The sequence below is a fragment of the Salinibacter altiplanensis genome, from assembly GCF_002894645.1.
GTDB lineage: Bacteria > Bacteroidota > Rhodothermia > Rhodothermales > Salinibacteraceae > Salinibacter > Salinibacter altiplanensis.
Map to the genome: position 1 here is coordinate 1 of NZ_NCQY01000010.1, position 17,265 is coordinate 17,265.

The window sequence follows — 17,265 nt, forward strand, 5'->3', positions numbered from 1 at the left end:
TTCGCTACACCTGACGAAAAGTAGATGCCGTTTTGCTTATCTCTGACGCGCGGAGCCCTTCCTGTGCCCTCCGCACTCGTGATGCCCTCACTTTTCGCAGGTGAGCTTTCCGCTATGCAGCCTGTGGGGAGTGATGTGAACTGAATCGTTCGCTTCGGCGTACGTGCTGTTGAAGTGCAAATTCTTCTGTATCCTCCGTCTCAAACCATGGACGTTGCCGAGAAGATCAACAAGCAGGTCCGGCGTCTCCCGGAGCAAACGCAGGCCGAGGTGCTCGACTTCGTGAAGTATCTGCTTACGAAGACCGAGCGGGAACAGGCTCGGGAAGACGAGCAGGAATGGACCCGGCTGTCGCTCGCTTCTGCAATGCGGGAAATGGAGGAAATCCCCGAACCTGAGTATACGAAAGAAGATCTCGAAGAGCGGTTTTCGTCATCGTGAAGGAATCTGGTCAGATCGTTCTCTTTCGATTTCCGCGAACGGATTTGGCGGAGGGCAAGCTTCGTCCCGCATTGTTGATGAGTGAAGCGCCGGGTCCATACGACGACTGGCTGATCTGCATGATCTCCTCGCAGCTACATCAGCAGATCGAGGGATTCGATGAGTTGATCGAGGAAGGGGACAGCGACTTCCAGCAGTCGGGACTGAAGAAGACGAGTGTTGTGCGAATCAGTCGCTTGGCGGTTGTGGAGGGAGAAGTCCTTGAGGGAAGAATTGGACGAATCAGTCCTGATCGGGTGCAGCGGATTCGAAGGCGACTCACAGAGTGGATTAGAGAAGGCAAGAGGAACTGAGCGAGGGGGTTGCGGCTGGATACCCCCCGTTAGAGGTGACGGAGGACCGTTGCTGTAATCAGTTGAGGTCTGATAGGCAGTTTCGGCGTCTCTGAACGGGAGTAGATAGGCTAGAGAATGGAAGCTCCCTGCCAACGCTTTCACTTTCGCTGGATCGAGTTCTGATTGGCGTTTTCCTGCCCTCCGCACCTCAGCTACTACGATACGGCGCTACCGTCGTACGCTCTCTCCGCTCCATATCGTGGCGAGCTGACTGTGTCACGCGGCTGTTGTGCCAGTACGCATAGGACTTGCGATCGGTACGGCTGGCGATTCGTGTGCTGCCACAACTCCCCATTGCTTTCAGATATCAGGACCGTCATGTGGGAAGCAGTACTGTTGATCGGAATTATTGTGATCGGACTCGGCATCTTAAGGAGAACAACGAGCTGGGGGAAAGGGGTTGCGCTCGCGGGTGCGACTGGCATCGTGGTCGCGTTGGTCGTTGCGGGACCGGAGATGATGAACGCTGCTCAGCAGGCGTACCAGGAAGGCCGGGCGGCCGGGCAGGGGTGGCCGGAGCAGTGAGGAAGCCATTTGTTGCGCATCGTTGCGCGTGAGGACCTCCCACCATTGCACTTTCCACACGCCCCGGCCCCCTCCGAGGCAGGTGGTACACCAGAGATGGGATCGGGGGACAGCACAATCGACACCCCACCTGCCCCCGGACTGCTGCTGGGGATGTGAGGCGCTGACTGCACGGTTTGGGGTCCCGGCGCTCCCCGGCGCTCCCCGGCGCACCGCTCATGGCGCGTCGTCGGCGACGGTGTTCGCACCCGAGCCCCGCAGGACTCATCGCGTCGGGCGGGGCCGTCGTTCCTCCGTCCGGGGGTCAACGTTAGTCAGGCGGGCGCAGGCGGAACGGGATCGTTCCCCACGTCCTCCCCCGCAGACGGCGAGGCGCCATTCCCGGTCCCCGATCGAACCTCGGCCCACGTATCGTTGCCCGCAAGGAGCCGCTTTGCCTCGGCAAGGGAGACGTCAAGGATATCCAGAATCAGGCGGAGGGCCTCCAGGCGCGAATGGCCGTCCCGGCGCAGCCGACGGAAGGTGGTCTCGATCTGTTCGTCGCCCAGCGGGGCCGGGCGGCGCGGGGGGCTCGAGCCGGACGACTGGCTATGCGCCCTTTCCGATCCGCACGTTGGACGGGCCCTTACCGCCATGCACGACGACCCGGCCCGTTCGTGGACGGTCGACGCGCTTGCCGGAGAGGCCCTCCTGTCCCGAACGGCGTTTGCGGAGCAGTTCAATCGTTTCGTGGGAGAGCCTCCCATCGAACACCTCACCCGGCTTCGGATGCACCGGGCGCGACAGGTGCTTCTCGATGCCGACCGCACGGTCGGGGAGGCAACCGCCGCCGCTGGGTACCAATCGGTGTCCTCGTTCAGCAAAGCTTTTAAGCGGTGGAGCGACATGCCGCCAGGGGCGTTCCAGAAGTCAAACGCTGAAGATAGGAGATCATAACACGCCACGACAGCCAACGACGGGCCGACGCTGTTTTCACAGGGGGGTGTCTCCTGAGCACTCCTCACAGGTTTTGAGGCCCGTCGCGGCTGAATTTGACGTTACAGCGACTCAAGATGAGGACGAGTCTCTTATGCTAGCGCATCTGAAGGGAAGGCCGCTCTGGTACAAAGTGTGGGCAGTCACGACAGGACTCGCCGCATCATTCGTGGCGGTCCGCCTGTTCTACACCGACGAGTTGCAGCAAGTTGATCATGCGCTGCTGGCTTTCGCTCTGGTATCAGGTCTTCTCAACTCGTTCCTGGTTCCGACAGAGGACGCAGACACGCACACATCGCGGAAAAGGAGAGCGACCATCATTGCCGTTTGCTTCGGAGCTGGACTTATCGCTGCGTTGATCCTCTGAGGGCCGACGATGTTTGCAGGGGGATGCGCGCTATACCCCTGTCCTATGGCTGAAAATGGGCACGAGCCGCTTTCAGACAAGGTGGGCTGGGCGGGTTCGACTTCGCTGGTCGAGAGTGGCGATGTGGGGGAATGGATACTTCGGCGGGCAGAGCCGTTTGGTAAAATGGCTTCTGCTTAGGAAAGCCCCCCTTGCACCTGAGCTCAATCGTTATGCGGCGCCCCCCACCGGCGGAGGTGTAACCCCCGAGATCTAAAATGATTGCAGAACAATTCGACGTCATTCTGCTCGATCTCGACGGCGTTGTATACGTGGGGGACACTTTACTTCCAGGAGCGGACTGGGCTCTCCGGCGTCTGCGCGAACGTGGAAAGACCCTTCGCTTTCTGACGAACGATCCCCGTCCAACCCGAGATGGGGTCGTCGCGCGACTCGAACGCCTTGGCGTTGAGGCACGCGTGCAGGAAGTAGTGACCTGCGGGTGGGCGACGGCTGTTTCCCTGCGTGAGGCCGGGCTCGAATCGGTGTACGTCGTAGGAAGCGAAGGGCTCTGCCGCGAGCTTGAGCGTGCAGGGCTGCGGTTAACGGACGACGGCGCAGACGCGGTCGTCATCGGGTGCGACAGTCGCGTTTCCTATCCGCACATCAAGCGCGCGGCCCGGCTCATTCGAAAAGGAGCACAGTTTGTAGCGACGAACGAAGATCCGACCTTTCCGACGCCGGAAGGCCCGGCTCCCGCCACCGGGACCATTGTCGCGGCGGTCCGTACGGCAGCCGATGCTACTCCCGATGTTGTGGGGAAGCCACACCCAGAGATGTTCGAAGCTGCCCTGAACGGCCGGAACCCAGCAGCGGCCCTGATGGTGGGCGACCGTCTGACGACCGACATCCTCGGGGCGAAACAGATGGGGATTGCAGCCCTCCTTTTGCGGCGTGAAAACGGCCGGCCTCTGGAGCAAGAAACAGCGGCAACGCCGGACCGAGTGATTTCTTCGCTCACTGATCTTCTGCCCGAGGATTCTTCTTAGGATGAGTAGCGATTCGCTCGCCATTCGACCTGGCGTCGCAGGGGTGGTCTTCAACCCAGACGGCGATATCTTAATGCACAAGCGGCGAGTAGGGCACGGGTGGGCTCCACCGAGTGGAGCCGTCGAACCGGAAGAAGACGTCCGTTCGGCACTGAAGCGAGAACTGGACGAAGAGGCCTCCTTGGAAATCGAAATCACTCGGTTCGTCGGGCTCTACTCAGACCCCACGTTTCAAATTGTGGAGTTCCCCACCGGAGAAGCCATCCACTTCGTTACGAGCCTCTTCGTCTGTCGTGCGTCAAGCAGCCAGTTTGAAGGATCCGAGGAAGGAATCGCGTGGGGATGGTATGCCCCAGAGGAGCTGCCAGAACCGCTGCTTCCATACGCCGAACGGTGGCTGGACGACACCATCGCGGAGCATCCTCAACCGATAGTTCAGTGAGCGCCGCATAACACTACAGACGGCTTGACAAGGGGCGGGTGCCGGGTTCGATTGAAGAGAGCTGAAACGGGTTCGGCATCATTGACCGAGAGTGCTCACGCAAGCGGACGGACACTTCGGCGGGCGAAGTCATTTGGCGCAGCAGACTCTATTCAGCGAAGAAAGAGTCCCTTGCACCCCAGCTTCACGTTGTGCCGCGCGAGATCTTTTGGAACCAGCCATGAATGAGTTCTCTTCTCAAACTGGATCGCTTTGTTTCCAAAACAAAAAAATACGATGGCAGCACTTGAGCCGAACAAGTTTCTCACTACCGCCGGTCTAATTTTGGGAGCTGTTGGCACAATGTCTGGCATTGCCCTGTCTTCGGCAATTGCCGCTACCTCGTTGACCTACGGAATGGCCACAGGCGTGTGGTCGGCCATCACGGGGACAGTTCTTACGATCGTAGACTTTGGTGAATCTTAGCCCTCCAAATCATTGCCAATCGACAGAACCTGATTTGTTCGGCCGGGCGGACCATGGGGAACTGGGCTCGATCATCACTCATGTCAAGATTTGCTCTTTGTCTTCCTCGTGTTGAGGATGCAGGCATACCCCCGTTGCAGCCGACGAGGAGCAGGGGCCAGATTCAGCCGGTAGCGTCTCTCGTCCCCCTTTAACGTTGCTCGTCGCAATTGAATTCTACCGTTATCCCCACACCAGTTGAATAGAGTTTTCTAAATCAAATCGAGCGTGAAGTATGAGATACCTAAAATCGGTCACTGCTCTTGTGCTGCTTCTCACGTTTGCAGGTGTTGCCTCTGCTCAGGAAACTGACAGGGATGCGAAAGCAGAGCTGCGCCAAGCCGCCAAGGAGTATCTGGAAGTGCAACCAGTCGAGAAGATGATGAGCGACGTTGCTGAGAAGACGACCGCACAAATGCCTGGTGAAAGGAAAGAAATGACGCAAGCACTGATGGACGAAGTGAGGTACGATACCCTGCGGACCGCTATGATTGACGCCATGACAGCTACTTTTACGGTCGAGGAGATAGAAGCCCTGACACAGTTTTACAGCACGCCAGAGGGACGCTCAGTTATGGAAAAGATGAGCACCTACATGGCCGAAGTGCAGCCTGTCATAATGAAAGAAGTGCGGCGGTCGATGAAGCAGGTGATGCAGACGTATCAGGAAGAGAAGCAGTAGCGGCAAGGTGTGGGGAGCACATCCCGCCACTGCACCTGACGCTTCACGTATCCGCCTCTTTCTTCTGCCTACAGCTCTGGTGGATGGTTGGTGACTTTCGGAAGCCTCCATGCGTGAGGGTCAGCGCAGGGTAGCTCTCAAGGTTATGATCACTCCCGCGCCTCTTGCAATCCTCCCTTGAACTTCACTGATCAGAGGGGCACTCAAGCGAGTGCCCAATTCTAGCATAATCCCTTTCCCAGACCATGCCCTTCCCACGCTATGAAAGTCAAGGTTGGTGAGAAGGGCGTGACTGTGCCCCGTCAGATGCTTGGAGAGGCCAAAGAGGTAGAGATCCGAGACGAGAATGGCCGTGTTGTCATTGAGCCAGTTCGAAAGGCTAAGCAGAAGGACGAGGATCCGATCACCGGGCTCAGTCAGGATCCAGTCTCGTGCGGAGCAGAAGATGCTTCGGTAAACCATGATCAGCACCTTTCCGGGGAATGAGCCGAGGGTCTGTGGATGCCGGATATCTCATTGCCCTGGGAGCCTCCGATGACCAACACCACGAGGAGACGATTCAGCACTGGAGGCAATCGGTGCCTGACAGTTCGTCGATTGTCACGACCACCTACGTCCGCTTGGGACGTGCCGGCCACCATGGACCGCGCCTGAGTTCCCCCCATCCGGGGACGATCCGGCGCTCGACTCATCGTGCGTCGTCGGCGACGGTGTTCGCACCCGAGCCCCACAGGGCCCTGTCGCGTCGCTGCGGGGGCTGCCGTCGCCCACCTCCAATTGATCAGCCGGGTGCGGGGGGAACGGGATTGCCCCCTACGTCCTCTCCCATGGAAGACGGGGCGCCGTCCCCCGTCTCCGACCGGACCTCGGCCCAGGTGTCGTTGCCCGCGAGCAGCCGTTTCGCCTCGGCGAGGGACACGTCGAGCACGTCCAGGATCAGACGGAGGGCCTCCAGGCGCGAATGGCCGTCCCGGCGCAGCCGACGGAAGGTGGTCTCGATCTGTTCGTCGCCCGGCGGGGCCGGGCGGTCCGAGTCTGTGGTCATGGGCGGGGCGCGTCCGATTCGTTCACGTCGATGCGACCGGCGTCTCGGAGGATCGCACGGAGGCGATCCAGCGGCAGGGCCTCCTGCGTGTGCCCGTCGCGCCCCGTTACCGTCGTGGCGGCCGTGAGTGCGTTGTAGACGGCCTCCTCCGTCGCCTCCACCGTCGCCAGGAAGAGCAGGCTCATCCGGGCATTCGGCAGCAGCGAGTCCGGGCGCGGCGTGGCGTCGCCGGGACGGCGGTTCTGCGTCGAGAAGGCCACGACGAAGTCGCCGGAGCCGTTGCTCGCGTAGCTGCCGGTGCGGGCCAGCCCCAGCATGGCGCGCCGGGCCATCCGCTCCAGGTTGCGGGGCGAAACGGGGGCGTCGGTCGCCAGCACGATCATGCAGGAGCCCGCGTCGTCGGGCTCCGGCGTCTCCTCGTCCCCCGTCTCCTCGACGACCGAGCGGAAGTCGTAGCGGCCCAGTCGTTCGCCCACCGGCACCCCGTCGATGCGGAGCACACCGCCGTAGTTCGCCTGCACGAGCGCCCCGACGGTGTACGCCCCGTACGCGTCGGGCAGCAGGCGCGAACTGGTGCCAATGCCCCCCTTCCACCCCAGCGCACGGGTGCCGGTGCCCGCCCCTACACTCCCCTCCGCCACCGGACCGCCCGACGCCGACTCGATGGCCGCAACCACGTCGTCCCCCGTCACGTGCTGCCCGCGGATGTCATTGAGGACACCGTCGTTGGTCTCCCCCACCACAGCGTTCACCGAAGAGACCTCCTCGTTCCCCGGCTGGTCGAGCATCCAATCCACCGTCGCCGCCACAGCGGTGCCCACATCGAGCGTGTTTGTGAGCACGATGGGCGTCTCGATCGTGCCCAGCTCCTGCACCTGGAGGACGCCCGCAGCCTTCCCGAAGCCGTTGCCCACGTGCACCGCCGCCGGCACCTTGTCGTGGAAGAGATCCCCCCCGTGCGGCCGGATCGCCGTCACGCCGGTGCGCACCGAATCGCCCTCCACCAGCGTGCGGTGGCCCACCTGCACGCCGGCCACGTCCGTGAGGGCGTTGTGCGGGCCGGGCCCAAAGAGCCCGGGGGCCAGCCCGAGGTCCCGCACACGAACAGACTCGGACTGGGCCATGCCAGTGATGGGAACGATGCAGAGCAGGAGCGAGACAGCGAGCCAACGAAGCGACATACCGGTCAGTCGAGGGGCCAGGACAGAGCGGGCACGCAGCGTGTCGTCAAAATCTTATCCCCGTGTTAGACTTCTGTGATAACTCTATGCCGGGGCCAAAGTAGGCTTAAGGGACGACGGAGACAAGAACTCATGCCTCTTCCACCCGCCCAGTCTGTTCTTATGGAGATGCCCCAGCCCTGCACCGCCAACGATCCGACAGTCGAGGCCCTCAAGGCCGGCAGCGAGCACGCATTCCGGTGTCTGTTCGAACAGGAACGCGAACGGCTCCGACGCTTCGTGATCAAGCTGGTCGAGGACGCCGACGAGGCCGAAAACATCGTTCAAGAGACCTTCGCCGAGGCCTACCGCCAGATCGAGGACTTTCGGGGCGAGGCCGCGGTGTCGACGTGGCTCTTTTCCATTGCGAAGCACCTGTCGTACGGCCACCTCCGCACGAGCGACCGGCACAACTACCTCGAGCACGAGACCATCGAGTTTCTGCAGGTCAACCGGGACGAAACGACCGGGGGAACGCGGGCAGAGGTGGAGCGGTCCGAGCGAAAGGAGATCGTGCACGATGCCCTTCAGGAACTGCCAGACCACTACCGGCGCGTGGTGCAGTTGCGGGATCTACAAGAGAAGTCCACCGCGGAAGCGGCCGAGCAACTCGACCTGACGGAGGTGAACGTGCGGGTTCGGCTCCACCGGGCCCGAAAGTCCCTCCGCGAACACCTCTGCGAACGGATGGAATGCTAGGCGCGAATCCGGAGGACTCACAGGATTTCCGGCGCAGGATGCGCGTTTCTGTATGCACGCGCCGAGGAAATGCGGGATGCGGCCCTCTTCCCCGTGGAGGGATAGGATGCCACTAGAAACAGCGACGTAGGCCCTGTCCCCTATCGCCCCAGACACGGCCTCCGCCCGGATGCCACAGCCGAAGGGCCTCAGACGGCGGCATGACCAGAATTGAGCCCCCCACTGACGTACTAACCAGACACAGAGTCAGAGGAAGGTCCCTCGCCCCCCGAAACTGCATCGCGTTCGGCGTCCGGGGAAGTGGACTCCGGGCGCAGGCAGTAGCCCCATCCGATCCAAAATCAAAACAGGGTCTGAAAAGCTGACGCTGAAAAAACCAGGGACGAAAGAAGAAGTGGGACTGACCCACGAGATTGTTCTAATGATCTACGCGTTCAAGGCCGGAAACTCGTGGGCCTTGGCAAACGCACGGGCCTTCTCGGCCTCCCGGAACAGAGTGATTTGCGGATAGCGCGGTGTGCCGATCCAGGCGTGCTGGCCGGAAACGTCGTCCTCCACGAGCACACGGTTGGCCTCCGCGTCCTCGAACACCGCGACGTACTCGCTCATCTCCAGGTCCGCGAGGGCCGCACGAAGCGCATCGACGGTGCGGTACCGCCCCACTTCGTCTCCGTCGTCGGGCCCGTCCACCTCCGCCTGAGCCGAGTGGGCCTGGATCGAGAGCCGCTCCTCAGACGGGGCCCGGACGACCAAAAACAGGCCCGGGGCAGGCTGCGCCTCGGTCGCGTTCGGGTCCGGCCCCGTGGGAGAGCGGACGGTCTGCCCCGTTTCCGACTCCGGATTGTTGCCACGGTGGGTACCAACGCCACTCAAGTCTTCGGGAAGGGCAGCCATAGAGACGGACGGGGTGTGCTTCATTTGTAGTTCACGAAAGGCAACACTATGATTACACCCTGCCTCCCCAACAGCACGGCCCTGAACACCGTTCAGGAATGCAACCAATGGGGGCACCGAACGTCGGGGCAATCCCCGCAACACAGCCAGTGGCCATGGCCCGCATCGTCTGTCTTGTTCTGCTCGTCGGGACGATCGGGGCCGATCTACACCTCGCGAGCGCGCAGACGAAAGAAGGAGTCCCACCGGGGTCGACGGGAAAAACAGGGATCAATTTATTCGAAACCCTCAATCCGAGTTCCCCAATCGACGGGGTCCGTTTGCAGCTTCCAGAGGACTGGACAATTCAGGAGGTTCACCTCCTCCGGTATGGAACGTCGTCCGTTGCGGTTCGCCTCCAGTCCGGCCGAGACCCAGGGACTGTATTTCTGACGACGAATTCGCCCTTTGAAAGCCCGCACGAGCTGGTCGTGCGGGTGCAGGTCCCCTCCCAAACGGGCCCCGAACGGTGGCGGCTCACCCCGTTCGTCACGCCGGGCCCCACCCGGGATTCACTGGGGCGACGGATGCGCCTTGAGGACCGCCGCACCCGGACCGTCGAGGCCGATTCTCCGTCTCGGGCGAGTGGGTCGAACCAGGCCCTCGTCCTGACCGGCGCGACGGCTTCGCCGACCCTTCAGGTCCCCCCCGACCTCGCCCCACGCCAGAGCCGCTCTTTCACCGTCGAGTTCTGGGTACGAACCACCGGTCTCGACCAGGTGATCTTGTCCTCGTGGACGGGCGACGAGGCGACGTCCTACCCGCTCGAACTTGTGACCGACCAGGGCGGGCGACTTCGGTTCTACTGTGGGCAAGGCGGGCGTCATCAGGCCCTCCGCAGCACGGCCCCCATAGCCGATGGCGAGTGGCACCACGCCGCCGTCGTCCACGACGAGGCCGAGGCTCGGCTCTACCTCATGCTCGACGGGGAAATGGCCGACTCGCTCCAGACCGAGGCCCTCCCCCGACGTTCCGGCCCTCTTTCCCTCGCTCTGGGGGGACGCCCACGGGCGGGCCCCAACCAAGGCCCTCTTGCACCTGCGCAGCGCTTCGTGGGACGGCTCGACGAACTTCGGATCTGGCCCACAGCCCGTGCGGCCTCTACCATTCGCCGGATGCGAACGCGCCCCTTCGCCCCTCCCGCCAACGAGGAGGCACAGCCGTTTCGACTCAGCTTCGACGGCGAAGCGCTGCCCCCTGGGCTGGCTCGGGCCGAGAGCCCCCGGCGGGCCCCTACCTCCCTCTCGTTCCAACCCCCCCTCCAAAAGTTGCGGGCCCGCACCGACGGGCAGTCCGTCACGCTCCGCTGGAACGCCCAGAGGGCCATCGATGCGACGGGTTCCCCCGGGCAGTTTGTCGTCGAGCGCTCCCCCGATGGCACGTCCTTCACACCTGTAGACCGCCTTCCAGCATCCGAGGCCGAAACGTCCTCCGGGCAGGCGCAGGAGTTCACATATACGGACGAAAGCGTCCCCGGACAGGTCGTCTTCTACCGGATCCGATACGTTTCGTCGGCCTCCGACGTCGAGCGCAACACAAGCACAATCAAGATCGGGCTGGGGGGCGAGCCGGCTGCCGAGCGCAAGGTCGACCTCGTCGGCAACTTTCCAAACCCCTTTCGAAAATCCACCACGATTGCGTACCGGGTCGAGACCTCCCAGCCCGTCACCCTCACGGTCTGGAATCTGTCTGGGAAGCGCATCGCCCGCCTCGCGGGCGGCGTGCACGAGCCTGGCTACTATGAACGGACGCTGACCGCGGACGGGCTGCCCAGCGGGACGTATTTTGCCCGCCTCGAAGCGCCCGAGGGCATCCAGTCCGCCCGGATGGTGCTGCTCAAATAGCGGGCCGTTCCGGCACACGCCTGCCCCCCTCCGCGAAACAGGGCGGGTGGCCTCCTCCGTTCCATCACGCAGACTCGTTCCGTCCTCCCAATCATGCAAGACGACACCGACCGTCATGGACCTCACGTACTTCGGGCACTCCACCTTTCAGATCGAAACGGCGGACGCCACGCTTCTCTTCGATCCGTTCTTCGCGGAAAACCCGCACACCGAGACCGATCCGGGCACGCTCGACCCCGATGTCCTCTTGATCACACACGCCCACTTTGATCACTTCTCCGACGCGGAGGCGGTGCTGGACACCAGCGATCCGCTCGTCATCAGCAACTTCGAGATTACGCAGTACGTTCAGCAGGAGTACGGCCACGATGCGATTCAGCCGCTGAATGAGGGGGGCAGTGTGGAGTTTGACTGGGGCTACGTCGAGTCCACCCACGCGCGGCACAGCTCCTCCTTCCCCGACGGCTCCTACGGCGGGGTGCCCAACGGCTTCGTGCTGGAGCTGGGAGACGATGTGATCTACAATACCGGCGACACGGCCCCCTTCGCAGAGATGAAATGGGTGGGCGATCTGTGGGACGTGGACGTAATGCTGGCCCCGGTCGGCAACGTCTTCACGATGGGCATCTACGGCGCGCTCCACGCCGCCGAGATGGTGGAGCCAGAACGGGTGCTTCCGCTGCACTACGACACCTTCCCGCCCCTTGAGACAGACCTCGACGCGTTCGAGGAGGCCTTCGAGGAGGCCGGATACGCCCCCCGCGTCTTCGGGGCCGGCGAAACGGCCGCACTGTAAGAAGCCAGTGCCTGGAACACCGCCCCCACAGGCCCGATCGGACTGACGGTCTGCATGGTGCCTTCCGTCCCGAGGCGGGATGCGTGTTCGCGGTGCGTGCAGCGAGAGGGCCGACGACTGCTCGTCCCTCACGCATCGCCCCCCACGCCTCAGGGCTTTTGAAATGCGCACAGGTTTGAATTGCGCACGGGTTCCGGGTGGCGCCGCGCCTTCGGTTCCTGTTCCCCTTCTCCCCTCCTCCCCGTGACCACGCTCGGCCTCCTCTCGGACACCCACGGCTACTTTCATCCCAACCTCGCGGGCGACCTGTCGGGCGTAGACCGGATCCTGCACGCCGGGGACGTGGGCGACCCCGCGATCCTGGATGGGCTGGAGGCGGTGGCCCCCGTCACGGCCGTCTGGGGCAACGTCGACGACGCCTCCATTCGCCGCCGGCATGCCGAGCACGAACGCTTCACGGTGGCGGGGCTCGATGTGTGGATGACCCACATTGCTGGGCGGCCCGGGCGCTGGCAGGAGGGCATGGGCGCGAAACTGGCGGCCAACCCGCCCGACATGCTGGTCTGTGGGCACAGCCACATCCTCCGGGTGGAGCGCGTGGCGGCCCTCAACGACATGCTTTACGTCAATCCCGGGGCCGCCGGCAAGCAGGGCTTTCATCAGACGAAAACGTGCCTCCGGCTGACCGTGGAGGACGGCCGCGCCACGGAGGCCGCGGTGGTGCACCTCGACCCGGACGCCTCACCTGCCCCTGCGTCCGACGCATGACGACACGGGACCCGCGACACCGAGGCCGCCGCTACGACGGGGCGGTCGGCCGACGCACGCTTGTCCGGTGGCTCATCCGCGGCATTCGTGTGCTCGCGGTGCCCACGGTGGGGCTAAGCCTGCTGCTGGCCGTGGACCTCGTCCTGCCCGGGACGGAGGAGGCAGGCATCTCGTACCGTCGTGCCCTTCCTCCCTCCTGGGTGCGTCCCGACGGCGTCGAGGTCTCAGTGGGCTGGCCCGACCGGCCGGGGTGCCTGGAGCAGCGCGGCGAGTCGGGGCGTCGCCTCCTGTTCACGACCCGCCCCGGCTGCGCGGGCACGGTGACGGTCGGCATGGAGCTCGGGGCGCGGCTCACCGGGAACGCCCCCCCCTGTTCGGCCGGATTCGCGCCGCCTACCGCCCGGCCGACCCGGAACGGGACCGGCGTGCGCTGTGGGACCTGGGGCTCTCCGTCGCGCTCGGCCTCGTGCCCCTGCTCAGCTTTGGACGGACGTTCGGCGTGTACGGCGGCACAGCCGACGCGCCACGCTATCATTTGGTTTACCTGCTCCCCGCCCTCGCCGCCGAGGCGCTCTACGCGTGGCTTCTTGTGCAGGCGGTCGGCGGCTAGCCGTGCCGCCCCCTCAGCTGTGGTGCTCGGCCCGCTCGTCCTGAGTGCGCTCGAACAGTGCAGTGAGGAGCGCCCGGTCGGCGTCGGTGAAGGGCGTGTCGCGGCGCCCCATCACGCGCTCGGCCACCGCACAGGCCTTGTCGAGCCGGTACGCCGTGAAGCCCGACGCCCCACCCCACGAGAACGGCGGCATGTAGCGCGGCGGGAAGTCGCCCCCGAACAGGTTGCAGTTGGCCCCCACGATCGTGCCGGTGTTGAACATGGTGTTGATCCCGCACTTGGAGTGGTCGCCCATGAACAGACCCGCAAACTGGCGGCCGGTGTCGACGAAGCGCCCCTCGTCCGGCGCGTAGGCAGACACCGTCCCGTAGTCGTTCTTGAGATTGGAGGTGTTGGTGTCCGCCCCCAGGTTGCACCACCGCCCGAGCACCGAGTGGCCCAGGAAGCCCGGATGGCCCTTGTTCGAAAAGCCCTGCAGGACGGCGTCGTGCACCTCCCCCCCAATCTTGCACCAGGTGCCCGTGGCGACCCCCTCCATGTTCGCCCCAATTTTGACCTGCGTCTTCGGCCCAAAGTAGCAGGGCCCGCGCAGGACGGCCCGCTCGTGGACGGTCACGTTCGCGCCCAGGACAATGGGGCCGTCCTCCGCGTTGAGGATGGCCCCGGGCTTGATCGTAGCGCCCGTCCCCAGATGAATCTGTTCCTCGCGGAGGCTCGTGGCGCTCTCGTGCGTCGTGGCGTGGGGGCGGTCCACAAGCGACGCCTGCACGGGCGGGCCAGCGAGCGCCTCCGCGTCCCGGGCGAGGGCAGGCCGCAGGGTGTCGAGCAGGTCCCAGGGCCGCCGCAGGAGCGTCGCGTCGTCGAGATCGGTGACAGGGAGGTCGCGGACGACGTTCGCCGTCAGGGCGGGCCGGGCGAGCACGTCGTCGGGCAGGCGGGCTGATGCCTCGGGCACCCACGCCGCGACCAGCGATCCGTTCTGGACGAACGCACGGGCCTCCGTCCGGGCCGGGGCCTCCGTCAGGTGCCGGAGCGCCTCGCCGGCCCCCGCCACATACCGCCCGTTGACGAAGAGGACGTCGCCCCCATCTGGCAGCACGTTGACGGCGGCCGACGAATGCGCATGGCGCGTGACGTCAGCGACGATCGGACGGGCGTGGAGCACCAGCCCGGACGGGCCAAAGGCATCGCAGGCCGTCTCCAGGAGCGTGCGCCCTCCCAGCCGCAGGTCGTACACAGCCCGCGTGTCGACGAGGGGACGGAGGCCGGCGACATGGGGATCTTCGAAAAGGCAAAGATGCATTGCGGACATGACCTTTGTGAAGCGTGAGGCGAGGACATTGGGCCGTGCGCACCGGATGTAACGTAGAAAACAAACCCCGCGATGTCACGACAAACAGCTTCACAGGGACTGCCCTCCCGGTTCTTTTCAGAACTGTATCTAAACTCCATCATCGATTGCTCGTTGAGAGCCTTTCCTTCGGGAACTGAGAAATTTCACCTTGTACTGCTTAGCCCACCGATCAGCGCTGCCTCATCTATGCAGTTTTTTGTCGATACGGCCGACCTAGAAGAGATCCGCGAAGCGAACGACATGGGCGTGCTCGACGGGGTGACCACAAACCCCTCGCTCGTCAAAGAAGAGGGCAACGTCGACTTCCACGAGCGCGTGCTGGAGATCTGCCAGACCGTCGACGGAGACATCTCCGCGGAGGTGACGGCGACCGACTTCGACGGCATGATGGAGGAGGCCCACACCCTGGCCCAGATCCACGACAACGTCGTCGTCAAAATTCCGCTCATCAAAGACGGGATCAAGGCGCTGCGTGCCCTCGACGAGGAGGGCATCCCCACAAACTGCACGCTCTGCTTCTCGCCGACGCAGGCGCTGGTGGCGGCGAAGGCCGGGGCCGACTACATCAGTCCCTTCATCGGGCGCATCGACGACATTTCGTCCGACGGGATGGGCCTGATCGAGGAGATCGCAGCGATTTATGACAACTACGCCTTCGAGACCGACATCCTCGCCGCGTCGATTCGGCACCCGACCCACGTGAAGCGCGCGGCCCTGGCCGGGGCGGACGTGGCGACGATGCCGTTCGAGACGATGACGAAGCTGCTGGAGCACCCGCTGACGGACCGCGGGCTGGAGCGCTTCCTGGCGGACTGGGAGGACTACAAGGATGCCCGGAAGGCGGAGGCCGGCCTTGCCTAGATTCCACGCGCTCCCTCCCCCCCGCTGTCCCCGTCGGCTCTCCCGAAAGGGCCGCCCTCTGTCCCCGCGTCCGTCTGCCTACCCCCCAACGGCCCCGCTTCTCTCTTCACTCGCGACCTTCGACTCGTACGTCCCACATGAAATTTCTCGCCCTCGGAGACACAGACGGCATTGGTGCGAGCTGTCATTTTCTCGACCTCAATGGCACCGGCCTCGCCCTCGATGTCGGCACCGATCCGCAACGCGACGGTCCCGACTCACTTCCTCGCTTCGACTGGGTGAGCGATCGGGCCGACAGCTACGTCGATCACACCCTCGTCACGCACGGCCACCACGACCACATGGGCAGCCTGCCGGTCCTCGTGCGCCGGTTTCCGCACGCCATGGCACACATGACCGGCGCGACGAAGAAGCTGCTCGACATCCTACTGCCGGCCTCGGCCCGCCTCCAGGAAAAGCGGCGCGATCGGGGCGAGACGAGCCACGAGCCGCTCTTCACCGAGGATGACCTGGAGGCCTTGAAGCACCTCTACCTCACGCACGACCTTGAGCAAGGGTTTGACCTCACAGGGCCGAAAGGAAAATCATCCGTCACGGGGCGCTTCTTTTCGGCCGGTCACATCCTCGGTTCGGCCGGGGTGGAGCTGCAGTTTGAGGAGCGGGGCCGCGAGCGGCGGCTCTTCTACACCAGCGACACGAACCTGCAGGCCCAGACCATCATCCCTGGGGGGACGTACCCGGACACAACGGACGTGTTGATGCTGGAATCAACGCAGGGGGCCGAGCCCGAGGCCTCGGCCACCAGCCGTCCCGAAGAGCGGGCGCGATTCCGAAAGACCCTCGCCCGGGTGCTCGCCCGCGGAGGCACAGCGCTCATCCCCGTGTTCGTGATGGGACGGGCGCAGGAGATCTTGGTGCTGCTTGGTCAGCTCAAGCGGGAGGGCGCCATCCCGACCGATGTGCCCGTCTACACAGCCGGCTCCATGCGGGCCATCGCAGAGGTGTACGACGACACGCGCGATACCACGCCCCGCATCGACGCCAGCGACGAGGTGTATGCCGTCGACCAGAAGCGAGTGCCCTACGAGTCGGAGGCAAAACGTGAGATCTTGGAGGGGCCCGGGATCATGGTCGTCAGCAGCGGCATGATGATCGAGCCGACCCTGTCGAATATTCTGGCGCGTCGCATCGTGGAGAACGAAGACGACGCCGTGCTGCTGGTAGGCCACCCCGCGGAGGGCACCCCCGCACGCCGGCTGCAGGACGCCGCCGCGGAAGAAGATGGCGCACCGGTCATGCTGGCGGACGGGCACGGCCCCCAGCCGGTGCACTGCACCGTTGAGCGGTTTCGCTTCTCCGGCCACAGCGACCGGCGCGAGCTTCTCTCCCTCGTGGACCGGATGGATCCGGAAACGGTACTCCTGATTCACGGCGACCCCGAAGCCAAGAGCTGGATGGCCGAGCATATCAGTGAGAGTCACCCCGAAACGGAGGTGCACCGGCCCGACTGGGGCAGCGTGCTCGAAATTTAGCCGATGCGCACTGGTCGATGCGCCCAGGCCGCCGGGACTCGATGTCGGACTTGAGGCGTACGATCCACCGCCCGACCGCGAGGCACACAACAGGCTCCTCGCACCGGCACGACCACGTTCGCATCTGTACCGTCCGGCCTGCACCATAGAACCGGAATCACATCATCTTGAAACAATGGGCCGTAAGAGGGATCAGCCGGTTGCACCTTCCATGAGAGATACAGCACTGGACCCCCGGTTGGGC

Annotated in this window: 19 protein-coding genes; 15 read left to right on the forward strand and 4 right to left on the reverse strand. The window is 64.0% G+C overall.

Annotated elements, in window-relative coordinates; all coding sequences use genetic code 11:
- Positions 1-207 precede the first annotated feature (207 nt).
- The 8 genes from B7R93_RS05730 (at position 208) to B7R93_RS15220 (ending at position 5,845) form a co-directional block, all read left to right on the forward strand.
- Positions 208-441, forward strand: a complete 234-nt coding sequence (locus tag B7R93_RS05730; RefSeq protein ID WP_103019873.1) for a DUF2281 domain-containing protein — start codon at positions 208-210, stop codon at positions 439-441.
- The gene (locus B7R93_RS16210) at positions 438-794 is read left to right on the forward strand and encodes a type II toxin-antitoxin system PemK/MazF family toxin (protein ID WP_103019874.1); all 357 of its coding nucleotides are present in this window, start codon (positions 438-440) and stop codon (positions 792-794) included. Before B7R93_RS05730 ends, B7R93_RS16210 begins: the two co-directional genes overlap by 4 nt.
- Positions 795-1,154: 360 nt before the next feature.
- Positions 1,155-1,361, forward strand: coding sequence for a hypothetical protein (locus B7R93_RS05740; protein ID WP_103019875.1), 207 nt, complete (start codon positions 1,155-1,157; stop codon positions 1,359-1,361).
- Positions 1,362-1,994: 633 nt separating this feature from the next.
- Positions 1,995-2,297 carry a helix-turn-helix transcriptional regulator gene (locus tag B7R93_RS05750; protein ID WP_103019877.1) on the forward strand — a complete coding sequence of 101 codons (303 nt, stop codon included), beginning with the start codon at positions 1,995-1,997 and terminating at the stop codon, positions 2,295-2,297.
- A 663-nt stretch (positions 2,298-2,960) separates the two neighbouring features.
- Positions 2,961-3,731 carry an HAD-IIA family hydrolase gene (locus tag B7R93_RS05760; protein ID WP_103019879.1) on the forward strand — a complete coding sequence of 257 codons (771 nt, stop codon included), beginning with the start codon at positions 2,961-2,963 and terminating at the stop codon, positions 3,729-3,731.
- Between the two features lies 1 nt (position 3,732).
- On the forward strand, positions 3,733-4,173 hold the full coding sequence (locus tag B7R93_RS05765; RefSeq protein WP_103019880.1) for an NUDIX hydrolase: 441 nt from the start codon (positions 3,733-3,735) through the stop codon (positions 4,171-4,173).
- A gap of 739 nt (positions 4,174-4,912) precedes the next feature.
- Positions 4,913-5,359: a DUF2059 domain-containing protein gene (locus B7R93_RS05770; protein ID WP_103019881.1), complete on the forward strand. Its 447-nt coding sequence runs from the start codon at positions 4,913-4,915 to the stop codon at positions 5,357-5,359.
- Between the two features lie 261 nt (positions 5,360-5,620).
- Positions 5,621-5,845: an AbrB/MazE/SpoVT family DNA-binding domain-containing protein gene (locus B7R93_RS15220; protein WP_157942215.1), complete on the forward strand. Its 225-nt coding sequence runs from the start codon at positions 5,621-5,623 to the stop codon at positions 5,843-5,845.
- A 295-nt stretch (positions 5,846-6,140) separates the two neighbouring features.
- Here the strand turns inward: B7R93_RS15220 and B7R93_RS05780 are convergent, their stop codons facing one another.
- On the reverse strand, positions 6,141-6,404 hold the full coding sequence (locus B7R93_RS05780) for a hypothetical protein (protein ID WP_103019883.1): 264 nt from the start codon (positions 6,402-6,404) through the stop codon (positions 6,141-6,143).
- A complete protein-coding gene (locus B7R93_RS05785) occupies positions 6,401-7,585 on the reverse strand; it encodes a DmpA family aminopeptidase (RefSeq protein WP_103019884.1) in 1,185 nt (394 codons plus the stop codon). Before B7R93_RS05785 ends, B7R93_RS05780 begins: the two co-directional genes overlap by 4 nt.
- A 132-nt stretch (positions 7,586-7,717) precedes the next feature.
- Here B7R93_RS05785 and B7R93_RS05790 point away from each other — a divergent pair, with 132 nt between their 5' ends.
- Positions 7,718-8,323: an RNA polymerase sigma factor gene (locus tag B7R93_RS05790; protein WP_232798067.1), complete on the forward strand. Its 606-nt coding sequence runs from the start codon at positions 7,718-7,720 to the stop codon at positions 8,321-8,323.
- A 426-nt stretch (positions 8,324-8,749) separates the two neighbouring features.
- Here B7R93_RS05790 and B7R93_RS05795 read toward each other — a convergent pair whose 3' ends face one another.
- Entirely contained in the window at positions 8,750-9,217 is a 468-nt protein-coding gene (locus B7R93_RS05795; protein ID WP_232798069.1) for a hypothetical protein, read from the reverse strand.
- Between the two features lie 155 nt (positions 9,218-9,372).
- On the opposite strand from B7R93_RS05795, the gene B7R93_RS05800 reads away from it, so the two are divergent.
- The 4 genes from B7R93_RS05800 (at position 9,373) to B7R93_RS05815 (ending at position 13,274) form a co-directional block, all read left to right on the forward strand.
- Complete coding sequence (locus tag B7R93_RS05800; RefSeq protein WP_198598599.1) at positions 9,373-11,100, forward strand: LamG-like jellyroll fold domain-containing protein; 1,728 nt, start codon at positions 9,373-9,375, stop codon at positions 11,098-11,100.
- Positions 11,101-11,215: 115 nt separating this feature from the next.
- Entirely contained in the window at positions 11,216-11,896 is a 681-nt protein-coding gene (locus B7R93_RS05805; RefSeq protein WP_103019888.1) for a metal-dependent hydrolase, read from the forward strand.
- Between the two features lie 243 nt (positions 11,897-12,139).
- Positions 12,140-12,664, forward strand: coding sequence for a metallophosphoesterase family protein (locus B7R93_RS05810; RefSeq protein WP_103019889.1), 525 nt, complete (start codon positions 12,140-12,142; stop codon positions 12,662-12,664).
- Between the two features lie 250 nt (positions 12,665-12,914).
- Positions 12,915-13,274, forward strand: coding sequence for a hypothetical protein (locus tag B7R93_RS05815; protein ID WP_103019890.1), 360 nt, complete (start codon positions 12,915-12,917; stop codon positions 13,272-13,274).
- A gap of 13 nt (positions 13,275-13,287) precedes the next feature.
- Here B7R93_RS05815 and B7R93_RS05820 read toward each other — a convergent pair whose 3' ends face one another.
- Complete coding sequence (locus B7R93_RS05820; RefSeq protein ID WP_103019891.1) at positions 13,288-14,577, reverse strand: GlmU family protein; 1,290 nt, start codon at positions 14,575-14,577, stop codon at positions 13,288-13,290.
- A gap of 237 nt (positions 14,578-14,814) precedes the next feature.
- Here B7R93_RS05820 and fsa point away from each other — a divergent pair, with 237 nt between their 5' ends.
- Together fsa and B7R93_RS05830 are read left to right on the forward strand one after the other, a co-directional pair.
- Positions 14,815-15,489 carry a fructose-6-phosphate aldolase gene (gene fsa, locus B7R93_RS05825; RefSeq protein WP_103019892.1) on the forward strand — a complete coding sequence of 225 codons (675 nt, stop codon included), beginning with the start codon at positions 14,815-14,817 and terminating at the stop codon, positions 15,487-15,489.
- A gap of 137 nt (positions 15,490-15,626) precedes the next feature.
- Complete coding sequence (locus tag B7R93_RS05830; protein ID WP_103019893.1) at positions 15,627-17,021, forward strand: MBL fold metallo-hydrolase; 1,395 nt, start codon at positions 15,627-15,629, stop codon at positions 17,019-17,021.
- Positions 17,022-17,265 lie beyond the last annotated feature (244 nt).